This window comes from Roseovarius roseus, assembly GCF_043355935.2.
Classification (GTDB): domain Bacteria; phylum Pseudomonadota; class Alphaproteobacteria; order Rhodobacterales; family Rhodobacteraceae; genus Roseovarius; species Roseovarius roseus.
Genome location: NZ_JBHFPE020000033.1, coordinates 1 through 11,144, shown reverse-complemented (window position 1 = coordinate 11,144; position 11,144 = coordinate 1). Strand labels below are relative to the sequence as shown.

Below are 11,144 nucleotides of genomic sequence, written 5' to 3'. Positions count from 1 at the left end.
TTGACCTCGCGGCCTGATCAGGCCCAAATCCGCATGCTCGGAGAACGCCGCTGGAGAATTTCCACCAGAATCGAGACGCAACCGCTTTCATCTCATTCCGACTGTATCATCATCGGGCCAGCGAGGATCAGGGCGATCAAATCGGCCTGCCGGTTAGTGCCGGTTTTCTGGAACAGGTTGCGCATGTGGAATGAGATCGTCGTCTGCGACACGCCTAGCTCCGCTGCGACATCAGCCGCACGAGTGCTGTGGGCGAGCGCTCCGGCAACCCGCGCTTCAGTCGGAGTCAGGCCAAACAGGTCCATCAGGAGCGTATCTGGAACGCGTTTCCGCTGGTCCGGAGCAGAAAGAAACAGCGCGACATGAGGTTGATCCGGTGGCGCGCCTCCTGCCACGGCCAGTGAGCAGAAAAGCACCGGGACGGATCTGGCATCCTGGGGTCGGTGCAGCATCACGCCGACGACAGTCTCGTTCCCGGCCTTCGCAGTGTCTAGCGTCTCACGCAGGGCGCGTTGCAATTCTCGATCACACAGTGGATCGGGGGAGCTCAACACGTCAGGCCCCGTCTGGATGAAGTCCGGGTCGGCGCTCATTTCATGAGCGGCGCGATTGATATGAACCGGCCTCCCGCGCCCGTCAAGCAAGACAACTCCGAGCGAGATGAGGTCGAGGGCGGCTTCGACCCCGCCGCTTACATCGCCACCGGACAATCCCGGCAGCGCTTGGCGCAGCGTTTTCATCTCGCCCTCATGGCGGCTTCGGATACGGTCAACCTGGCGCAGTCGGGCCGCAATGGTGGCCAGCATCAGGTCGTAATCAACAGGTTTGACCAGATAATCGTCAGCCCCCTGCCGTTTGCCCTCGATGACCTCGCGGGGATCCGACAAGGCGGTCAGAAAGACGAATGGCGTGGCGCTCAGTTCAGGGCGCTCGGCGCGCAACCGGCGCAAGACATCATATCCGTCCAGACCGGGCATGGTTATATCACAGAGCAACAAATCGGGCGCGGTTCCGGCCAATAGGCCCAGTGCCGTCTGACCGTCTTTTGCGGCCAAGGTGCGATACCCGGCTTCCTGCAATTCTTCGACGAGATCGCGCCGCAGCGCCTCTTCGTCCTCGATCACCATGATCAGGGCGGAACCGGCGTCTCGCATCATGTCTGGCCTACTTTGCATCGAGGCAGCGTCACGCGAAAAGTCACGCCGTCGTCATCGGGTAGCAAGGTGACGTCACCGCCTTGCATGCGTGCCAGGGTGCGCGCCATGAACAACCCGATGCCGGTGCCTGTGACGCCCACGCTGTTCGATCCGCGGTGATTGCGCTCGAACAGAAGCTCGCGATCTTCCGGAGGAATGGGGTTAGCAGAATTGTGAACATCACAAAAAAGGCTTTCGCCGTCGCCGTGCAGGGTCAGGGATACAGCGGTTTCAGGGGCGGCGTATTTGTCGGCGTTGGACAACAGGTTTTCCAGAATTTGTTCGGCAAGGGCCGGATCGCAGAACACGGTGGCCTGTCCGGGGTTGGCTTGTGTGATCTCGATTGGCCGGTCCGGCGCCGCGTCGCGCTGGCGGTTGCAGACGGAATGTATGATCTCGTTTAAATCGCACTCCTCCCGGCGGGCGCCGATCTGACCCGCATCCAGTCGCGCGGCATCCAGCGTGCTGTCCACCAGCCGCGTGAGGCCGGCGATAGCATTGCGAGCGCGGCCAGCGCGTTCAGCAACTTCAAAGGAATCGGCGCGTGGGCCGCGCCGGATCAGGCGTTGCAGCGCTGAATCCGCAACCGCCAGTGGCGTGCGGAATTGATGCGACACCATCGCTGCAAAGTTGCGGTAAAGGTCGGCCGCCGATCGTTCACGCCGGAGTGCGCTATCCAGATCACGCGTGCGCTCGGCAACCAATTCTTCCAGACGGTCGCGGTCCTCGGCGTCCTTTTGCTGAGCTGCGTGGCGGTCGGATGCGTCGTGCATGAACAGGATCGCACCAAGGATCGCACCGTCGTTGCGCATTGGAAAAAACCTCAGATCGACATGGAGCGGCGTGTCATACTCCCTGGAAAACAGGGGCTGAAGCGTCAACCGCGAGGTCTCTCCGGCAAGGGCGCGCGCCACGCCGTCCCGCACCGGCGCGATGTCGAAGAACCCAGCGACGTCGGACAGATGCCGTCCAATGGCCTGCTCTGCCGTCTGGTTCATCATCTCTGCCATCGCATCGTTCCACAACGAGCAATTTGCATCTCTGTCCACCGCCAAGATACCTTCCCCACTGGACGAGATCAGCAGGCCAGAAAAATCCCGCTCTCGCCGCAACAAGTGATTGCGCGCGCGCGACTGCCGCAGCGCAATGACAAGCGTGACCGTCAGGATGCCGCCCGCGACCATGATCCCGATTAGCGACAGAATGTTCTGGTGTAGCTGGTTGCGGTAGGCCTCAAGCCGCCCGCCGAGTTCGTCCCATTCCGCGATCATCGACGCGTTTGCCGCCCGACCCAGCACTGCCGTAAAGGGTGCCAGCGCGGCGCGCAGTCGCGGGCCATCGCCGGACGTGAAATCGTCGATCATCGGCGCAATCGCGACAAGGGCGTCGGTCAGCCGGTCCAGATCTCTGCCAAATCCAATTTCCTCGACGAAACGGCGCTGTGGCCCGTCATTCAGTAAGGAGATCCGGCCGGATAAGATGTCGAACCAGAGTGCAAGATCTCCCTGTCCGGCTTCTCCCATTTCAGCCAGCGCAACCAAGTTGGTCAGGCGCAAGGCAGCTACGTCGCTTTGATGGAACACCCAGAGCATGTTCTGTTCCGCGCTGACACGCATAGCGTTCTGGACGGCGAACATGCGCACAAGCGAAAACGATAGCAGAACCGCGAACACGAGGACGGTGACCAGAGGCAGGATCAACCAAAGGCGGCGGAGCTGTCTCATCGCACGTCGAGGCGGCGCAACTGCCAAACCCAACGATAATCATATCGGATGTCCTGCAATGCTTCGTGATCGTCGCGGGGATATACGATCCAGAGTGGCCCTTTATCCTCACGCACCAGCTCCTTGCCATCCATGGTAGTAGCGAGGATCACGTCATACTCGTAGAAATCGCTCATGGGGATGTCCACAGCATATTCATTCAGAGCAGTTGCCATCACCTGATCGCCCTCGGCATTCAAGCTATCCAAAAGATCCCGCATCAGAACGCCCGAGAAGGCGTGGACGCCGTCGGTTACAACAGTCGAGGTGTTGATCGTGACAGACGGCAGGGTTTGCAACGTAGCGCGGTCCAGTGCGGCGGGCCCATCCGCTATCTGGCCGGTTACCTCAAGGATCACATCACCTTGATCCGCCACGGCCGCTCCGCTCATCAGCATCAAACCACTCAGAGCCACTTGCGCCTGCCTCAGCATGTCCATTCTCCCCAATTGATCCGGTAGCAGTTCACCAGCACGCGCTCATTTGTGCAAACAGCTTACGTAGGGAAATCTTTGGCCGCCCCCTCTGAACGAACGGGGCGGATTGCGGTCAGGTCATGTGAACATGCCACCCAAGTCCGCAAATGACGCGAGCGGCATCGGACGGTCGGAGAGAGCGAATGCAGCCATTAAAGAAGTCAACTCTCTATTTTTGCACCCTCGGGCTGGTCGCTCTGTCCAGCTGTGGCACGCCTGAATACCGGGCCGAGCGCAAGCATTGCGAGGCGGAATGGCTGCTTAAGATCCCGCCGGTCTACCGCCAGGAGGCCGTCACGAAATACCGCAGCGAAGAGCGCCCGACAGGCCGATCGACCTGCACGACCTCGGGAACGGTCACGCATTGCCAGCAGGTCATGGAGACTGTGTCGATCCCTTATACCGAGATTGAGACTGTCGACATCAAGGCGCGGCAGCGCAATCCGCAAATCGACTCCTGCGCCGCACGGGCCTGCGCGGCGAGGTATGGCAACAGCAAATGTGAGTCGTGATGTGTGGCGAATACGCCGGCAGGACCGGCACCGGAATTTCAAAGAGTGATTTTCAAGAAGGACTTTTTCATGTGGGATTTTAGCATAGGCGGTGCGCTGGGGATGATGGTGCGAACCTTGCCCTTCATCCTTTTGCGCATCGCCGTCTATTTCGGTATCACGCTGGGCTACATCCTGGTCACCGGCGTCGGGGCCGGTGTCGGCTGGGGGGTCGGTGGCTTCGGCGACGAGGGATTTCGCGCCAGCAGCACGATGTGGGGCGGCTTTGCAGGCTTCGGCATTTTCGGCGCGATCATGTATTGGGCGCGCGAATACATCCTCTATATCGTCAAGGCCGGTCATATCGCGGTACTGATCGAGTTGATCGACGGCAAGCCGATGCCCGAGGGGCGGAGCCAGATCCACCATGCGACAGCAGTGGTCAAGGAACGATTTGCAGAGGCCAGCGTCCTTTTCGCCATCGACCAGCTGATCAAGGGCGTCGTCCGGGCCATCACCGGACTGGTGCGCGGTATCCTGACCATCCTGCCGATCCCCGGTGTGCAACAACTGGGCGGTATCCTCGCCGCATTCCTGAAGGTCGCGGTCGGCTTCATCGACGAGGTCATCCTCGCCTATGCGATCCGCACCCGGTCTGAAAACGCCTGGATGTCGGCCAAGGAGGCGCTGGTGCTTTACGGGCAGAACTACAAGGTGATGCTAAAAAATGCCGCTTGGCTGGCGATCATTGTCTATGGCCTCAGCTTTCTTGTCTTCATCGTCATGCTCGCCCCCGCGGCTCTGGTCGTCTACCTCATGCCCGGCGCATGGGCGGCGGGCGGCGTCGTCTTTGCCCTGCTGTTTGCCTGGAGCGTCAAGGCCGCGCTGCTGGAGCCTTTCGCCATCGCTTGCATGATGCAGGTCTATTTCAAGACGATTGAGGGCCAGGAGCCCAACCCCGAATGGGACGCCAAGCTGGAACAGATGTCAGCCAAGTTCCGCAAGCTGAAAGAGCGGGCGATTGGTGCAGGCCAGCCTGCGACAGCGGATGAGCCCCGCGCACGTCCAGCATAGCGCGGCCCCCCTCCCCCGACAGAAGAAAGGAGATTACGATATGAAATCAACTACACTCTGCATTGTCTTGGTCATGGGCGGCATGGCGGGCACCGCCGCCGCTGAATGCACCGAGCAAGACGGTTATGTTTTTGTTTTCAGTCAGTGCCAACAGCAGGAAGCGACAGGTAGTCTGGATCTTTGTCAGCACGCACCGGGCCATGACCCGAAATTCATGTACTTCGTATCGAACGTCCTGCCCGATAAGGCGGCAGACCGATCGTCACTGGGCAGTCTTTTCTACCATGTGATCGGCGCACAGCATGACGTCGCTCTGAACGGCACGTCGTCGAGGTGCTTTGACACGCCTGCGCTGGCGCGCACGCATCGCGCGCAAACGATCGAGCGCTACCGCGAAAATTTTGAAAACGTGGTGGTCAAGGACGTGACTTTGGTTCGCGATTAAGCGGTCAGTCGTTCGCTCAATCGACAGCACGCAATCTTTGTGGAGGAGGTTTTTCCATGCCGATATTATACAGGTGCGTCATGGTCCTTGCCGTCCTGCTATTGCCCTCCTCCGGCGCGCTGGCGCAGATGGATGGGCATGGACCGGATGCCTGGCAGGTCACGGGGGTTGCTGCGAATGATGTGCTGAATGCCCGGACCGGGCCCGGAGCCGACTATCTGGTGATCGGTGCCTTCGCGCCTGATGCAACCGGTTTGCAGATGGTCACATGCGTTCCGTTCCTGCCCCGCCAAAAATACTGGGAGCTGACCGACAGCCAGCGCAGCGCCCTTCCCTCCCGGTGGTGCCTGATGCAAAGCGCGGATCGCCGCGCCCAAGGCTGGGTCGCAGCGCGGTTTTTAGCCGAGGACACGTCGGCAGCTTGCCAGCCTGCTGGCGACCCGCTGATCGCAGAAGCAGTGTCGCTGGTGCGCCAAGTCTATGACCTGCACCAAAGCGCCAGAAGTCAAAGCGCGATCGGGCCGCTGCATCCGTCCGAGGCAAGGAATTACTTTTTCCAAGATGCCGTCGTGCGTCTAAAGCGCGGCGGCTTAGGCGCAGACCCCCTTTTCGATGCGCAGGACACCGACATCACCGAGCTGGAAGTGGTCCCGGCACCGCAGCGCGCGATGCACCGCGGCATGATCACCGTGCACGCCAATTTCCGCAATTTCGGCCACCCGGACAGCGCGGTGTTTCGTCTGCGCATCGACACATCGCTTACCGATCCTGAGCTACGCATCATGCGGATTGAACACGAAGGCTGGGAATTTCCCTGACTGGACTTCGGTCCGAAACGATCCACCGGAGGAGATATGACCGAATACATTGAACGTAGCCCGATTGAGGCCGGCTTTAGCGAGGTGTTCCGGACTCGCGTCGCGCCCCGCCTGAGTGAGCTGGAAGCGCAGCGACAGGCCATTCTGGCCGTGGCCAAAAGGCATGCCGCGATGGCGCTGGCGGGCGGGGCGGCGCTCGGGCTGTTGTTCGTGCTCTTCGGGGCCGGAGCGAACGGCCTGGCCGGGCTGTTGGTCGGCTTCGGCGTGCCGCTTGCCTTCGGCGCCGTCGCCGCCTTTCTTCTGTGGAAGCGGCAGGCGGACAGATGGAGCGGCGCGGCCGCGCAGACCGTGATGCCCGTTGTCTGCGATTTCCTGGGGGATCTGAGCTATGACCGCGACGACGCACACAAGGGATTTCCGCTGGAGCGCATGCAGAAGCTGGGCGTGATCCGGCCCTTTACGCGGTCGTGGATCGGCGACCGGCTCGAGGGGACTTACCGCGACACGGCATTCGAAGTTGTCGAGGCTAAGCTCTTCAGTGATAAGAGCCAAAGCAGCTCAAACGCGGATAACGATACAAGCGATCGTTCCAGCAAGACGCTGTTCAAGGGTTTGCTTCTGCGCATTGGTGTCCCGGACCCGATTCCAACGCGCATCCTGATCGCGCGCGATTTCGGCATGGGCAACAAGCTGACCGAGATGTTTGGCGGCACTTCCGGGCGCGGCATGCCCAAGGTCGAAACCGGCCACGCCGAATTCGAGCGACATTTCGAGGCATATTCAGCCGATCCGCAAATTGCGCGTAGCGTACTGGCGCGCGAGTTCCTGGACAGCCTCGTGCGATTGGCCAAGGACGAGGGTGGTCGCCACGGCGCCAAAGGGCTGGAGGCGGGGTTTCACGACAACTCCTTCTTCATGGCCCTCAAGCGCGATGTGGATTTCATCAAATTAAGCCGCCTGACTACGCCGGCGGACAAGATCGAGGAGGATCTTCACGGCGTGTTCGACGATATTGCCACGGCCCGCCGCATCATCGACCGCCTGCACGGCGATCATCCCGAACCCTAAGCGAAGGAGGAGAAGGACATGGCTGTTCGAGCACGTCGCGACAGATCCGGTCCAATGCCGGGCGAAATGCAAACGGTACCTTTGCAAGGAACGCGCAAGAGCAGCGTCGCCTGGCTGTTCGCCCTGATGGCCATTACGGGCATGGCCGATCCCGCCAAAGGAGGGGCTCCGCCTTGCGAGGGCATCTACGAGTACTTCTTTGGTAAAAGCTTCGTCAACGTCGCGCCGGGAAATGCCCTGCCGGATGCCGGGCGTATCGCGCAGGCGTACAACAATCGCGAGGGCTGGGTTGGTCAGACCATTCGCAAACCGCAAAGCGAAGGCCTGTTCGAGATGGAAGTCAATCAATGCGGGCGCGAGTTCGTCATCAGCCAGGGCGGCAAGAGTATGCTCTTCGTGCAATCGGCGAATGATGACACAACATATGTGGCGCAGGACATCGGAATCGAGAGCGGTTCACTGACGATGCGCGTCATCGGCCACAAGGTTTTTGTCGGCAAGCTCGAGGGTGTGTCGGAGGGCTTCAAATACACCTTTCCTGTTGCGATGGAACCGCGCGACACCGTGATGCCCGACATGGACGCATGCAGTGACAGCGAGGAGGCGGAAGCGCCCGACTTCGCTCAAGAAAACACCGCAACGCGCGGCTTTCTTGCTGCGCGTGGCATGACCCCGCCCGCGGAGTACGCGCCGGGCGACTATTTTCGCGCTCTTGAGACGGAGCGCGACCTCGCCGGCACCGCCCGCGACGGATCCACCCGGCACATCCGGTTCCGGATGGGCCGCAACAACGCAATCCTGCCCGAAATCGGGATGCGCGAGATCTGCCAGGCCGGGCCAGGCAAGCTCGACCCGCCGCGCCGGTTTCTCAATTTCAAGATATTCCGGGTGGAAAAGCCTGACGGTTACTTGGTCTTTGCTCAGGAAATCGACATCGAAACGGGTAAGATACTTGGGCAGGCTGAGGGCGAGAGCATAGGTCGCGAAGCGGCGGCTTTGCAGGCCGCGATGACAGATGCCGCCACGGCGCTCGAAGCGAACGGAACCGTCATAGGCCCCCTAAGTGACGGCATCGTACCTTGACAGCTTGCTAAGCAGTAAGGCTCGATATCGGCAACAAGGCGCACCGCATACGGATCATCACACGCGAAGGAAGTGAATATGAAACATAACCTCTTCAACGCGGCGACACTGTCGCTTGTCGGCACTCTGGCCTATTCCACGGCCGCGTATGCCGCCGATGAAAACGTGATGATCGTTTTTGATGGCTCGAACTCGATGTGGGGCCAGATCGACGGTACTGCCAAGATCGAGATTGCACGCGATGTGATGGAAAATCTACTGGGCGAATGGACCGCCGACCGCAATGTTGGGCTCATGGCCTATGGTCATCGCCGCCGGGGTGACTGCACCGACATCGAAACACTTGTCACGCCGGCGCAGGATACCCGCGCGGGTATCCTCGAGCGGATTGGCGCGATCACTCCGACCGGCAAGACGCCCCTGACAAGCGCCGTTGAGCGAGCCGCGACCGAAATGTCCTACACAGATATGCCCGCGACCGTGATCCTGATCTCGGACGGGCTGGAGAGCTGCGAGCGCGACCCTTGCGCGCTAGCCGATGCGCTGGAAAAAGGCGGCGTCGGCTTTACCGCGCATGTCGTCGGCTTCGGTCTTGGCGATGCGGATGCGAGTGCGCTGTCCTGCCTCGCGGACAGGACCGGTGGTCAGTATCTATCGGCTGGCAATGCCGACGAGCTTGGCAAGGCCTTTGCGAGCGTGAGCGAGGCTGTGTCCACTCCGGAACCTTCGGCTGAACCTCTGCCCGAACCAGAGCCTGAATATGACGTCACGCTGGACGGCCCCGCTACGGCCCTTGCCGGGGACAAGTTCCGCGTCAGCTGGACCGGAACGGTCGCGCCGCAGGACTACATCACCATCGTCCCGATGGGCGCCGAGGAGGGCAGCGCCGATAATTATATCCGGGTCAGCGATGACAGTGAGAATGACCTGCAGGCACCAGGTGAAACCGGCCTTTACGAGCTGCGCTACGTGCTGAACGAGGGCCGCCGCACCTTGGCGTCAAAGCCCATCGAGATCACCGAGCCGGAGGTCACGCTAGACGCCCCAGAAACGGCCCTTGCCGGGGACAAGATCCACGTCAGCTGGACCGGAACGGTGGATGCGCAGGACTTCATTACCATCGTGCCGATGGGGTCTGAAGAGGGCAGCGCCGAGAATTATATCCGGGTCAGCGACAACAGTGAGAACGACCTGCAGGCACCCGGCGAGACCGGCCTTTACGAGCTGCGCTACGTGCTGAACGAGGGCCGCCGCACCCTGGCGTCAAAGCCCATCGAGATCACCGAGCCGGAGGTCACGCTAGACGCCCCAGAAACGGCCCTTGCCGGGGACAAGATTCGCGTCAGCTGGACCGGAACGGTGGACGCGCAGGACTTCATCACCATCGTGCCGATGGGCGCTGATGAGGGCAGCGCCGAGAATTACATACGGGTCGGGGACGACAGCGAGAATGACCTGCAGGCGCCCGGCCAGACCGGCCTTTACGAGCTGCGCTACGTACTGAACGAGGGCCGCCGCACGCTGGCCTCAACGCCCATCGAGATCACCGAGCCGAAGGTCACGCTAGACGGCCCGGAAACGGCCCTTGCCGGGGACAAGATTCGCGTCAGCTGGACCGGAACGGTGGACGCGCAGGACTTCATCACCATCGTGCCGATGGGCGCTGATGAGGGCAGCGCCGAGAATTACGTTCGGGTCGGGGACGACAACGAGAGTGACTTGCAGGCGCCCGGCCAGACCGGCCTTTACGAGCTGCGCTACGTCCTGAACGAGGGTCGCCGCACGTTGGCGTCAAATCCCATCGAAATCACCGAGCCGGAGGTCACGCTGAGCGGCCCCGATCAGATCAGGGCCGAGGACACGATCGGCGTTGCGTGGACCGGCGCCGTCCACGGCCAGGACTACGTCACGATCGTTCCAATCGGCACGCCGGATGAAAAATCCGGTCCCTATGTCAGGGTCGGCGAGGATACCGATGCCAAGCTGGCTGCCCCCGCCGAGACGGGCTTCTACGAGCTGCGTTATGTGCTGAACGAGGGCCGCCGCGTGCTTGCGCGGCACGCCATCGAGGTGCTTGCCGCGGATGCCGCGCTGCAAAGCGGCGCTAGCCTGAGCGCGCCCGAGACTGCCGCCGCCGGCGAGACCATCAGCGTCGGTTGGACGGTTCAGAATGCCAGCGGCGATCAACGCATCTCGATCGCGCGGGCAGATCAGGCGATCTTCACCTGGATCACCGCCATCAGGATCGACGGCGCGCCGCCGCTTTCCATCACCCTTCCGGACGCGCCGGGCACGTATGAGCTGCGTTTCCTGGACATTCCCGGCCAGTCAGTCCTGGCCCGCCGGATCATACGGGTAGAGTGATTACGACAAAGGCGCCCTCAAGACGAGCGTATCGCTGAGCCTTGGCGAGCAGGCAGAAATCAAACGTCTGCAATCCTGCCTGCTCGACACGGGCCAGATGGTCGATGCGCAGCGTGTTCGCGCCCTTTTCACCAGCCTGCGAACGCTGATCGGCGCTGCGCGCGGCTTTGCTTCGTACGGGCTGGGGCAAGATCCGGTATTTCTGAACGATGAGCTGTGATGATGTGATCACCCGCCGCGGCGCTTGCGCCACCAAACTGAAAGCGCATAAACTCAATCAAGGATGAGCGGTAGTGCCCCGGGAAGTGGTGTAGGAACTGGCGTCCACCTGCTTCTACATAGCCGGTGTTGCTCGTTCACTGAGCG

Annotated in this window: 11 protein-coding genes; 7 read left to right on the top strand and 4 right to left on the bottom strand. The window is 61.3% G+C overall.

The window, feature by feature from the left end:
- Positions 1-92: 92 nt before the first annotated feature.
- From ACEWPL_RS18935 to ACEWPL_RS18925, 3 genes are read right to left on the bottom strand one after another with little or no spacing between them, the layout of a single operon-like run.
- Positions 93-1,157 carry a response regulator gene (locus tag ACEWPL_RS18935; RefSeq protein ID WP_255012032.1) on the bottom strand — a complete coding sequence of 355 codons (1,065 nt, stop codon included), beginning with the start codon at positions 1,155-1,157 and terminating at the stop codon, positions 93-95.
- Positions 1,154-2,920: a sensor histidine kinase gene (locus ACEWPL_RS18930; RefSeq protein WP_420744390.1), complete on the bottom strand. Its 1,767-nt coding sequence runs from the start codon at positions 2,918-2,920 to the stop codon at positions 1,154-1,156. The genes ACEWPL_RS18935 and ACEWPL_RS18930 overlap by 4 nt, the downstream gene beginning before the upstream one ends.
- Complete coding sequence (locus ACEWPL_RS18925) at positions 2,917-3,399, bottom strand: putative pterin-binding protein (RefSeq protein WP_393933374.1); 483 nt, start codon at positions 3,397-3,399, stop codon at positions 2,917-2,919. Before ACEWPL_RS18925 ends, ACEWPL_RS18930 begins: the two co-directional genes overlap by 4 nt.
- Before the next feature lie 179 nt (positions 3,400-3,578).
- Here ACEWPL_RS18925 and ACEWPL_RS18920 point away from each other — a divergent pair, with 179 nt between their 5' ends.
- The 7 genes from ACEWPL_RS18920 to ACEWPL_RS18890 all read left to right on the top strand — a co-directional run bounded on the left by ACEWPL_RS18920 (position 3,579) and on the right by ACEWPL_RS18890 (position 10,778).
- Positions 3,579-3,947: a hypothetical protein gene (locus ACEWPL_RS18920; protein ID WP_255012057.1), complete on the top strand. Its 369-nt coding sequence runs from the start codon at positions 3,579-3,581 to the stop codon at positions 3,945-3,947.
- Between the two features lie 69 nt (positions 3,948-4,016).
- A complete protein-coding gene (locus ACEWPL_RS18915; RefSeq protein WP_393933376.1) occupies positions 4,017-5,000 on the top strand; it encodes a hypothetical protein in 984 nt (327 codons plus the stop codon).
- Positions 5,001-5,040: 40 nt separating this feature from the next.
- Complete coding sequence (locus ACEWPL_RS18910; RefSeq protein ID WP_393933378.1) at positions 5,041-5,445, top strand: hypothetical protein; 405 nt, start codon at positions 5,041-5,043, stop codon at positions 5,443-5,445.
- Between the two features lie 56 nt (positions 5,446-5,501).
- On the top strand, positions 5,502-6,263 hold the full coding sequence (locus ACEWPL_RS18905) for an SH3 domain-containing protein (protein WP_393933380.1): 762 nt from the start codon (positions 5,502-5,504) through the stop codon (positions 6,261-6,263).
- Positions 6,264-6,299: 36 nt separating this feature from the next.
- Positions 6,300-7,331, top strand: a complete 1,032-nt coding sequence (locus ACEWPL_RS18900) for a DUF3137 domain-containing protein (protein WP_420744389.1) — start codon at positions 6,300-6,302, stop codon at positions 7,329-7,331.
- A gap of 18 nt (positions 7,332-7,349) precedes the next feature.
- Entirely contained in the window at positions 7,350-8,414 is a 1,065-nt protein-coding gene (locus ACEWPL_RS18895; RefSeq protein WP_393933384.1) for a hypothetical protein, read from the top strand.
- A 78-nt stretch (positions 8,415-8,492) separates the two neighbouring features.
- Positions 8,493-10,778 (top strand): VWA domain-containing protein, encoded by a 2,286-nt coding sequence (locus tag ACEWPL_RS18890; protein ID WP_420744388.1) that lies wholly within the window; start codon positions 8,493-8,495, stop codon positions 10,776-10,778.
- Here the strand turns inward: ACEWPL_RS18890 and ACEWPL_RS18885 are convergent.
- Entirely contained in the window at positions 10,762-11,010 is a 249-nt protein-coding gene (locus ACEWPL_RS18885) for a hypothetical protein (RefSeq protein WP_393933388.1), read from the bottom strand. The two genes, ACEWPL_RS18890 and ACEWPL_RS18885, sit on opposite strands and share 17 nt — an antisense overlap.
- Positions 11,011-11,144: the final 134 nt, after the last annotated feature.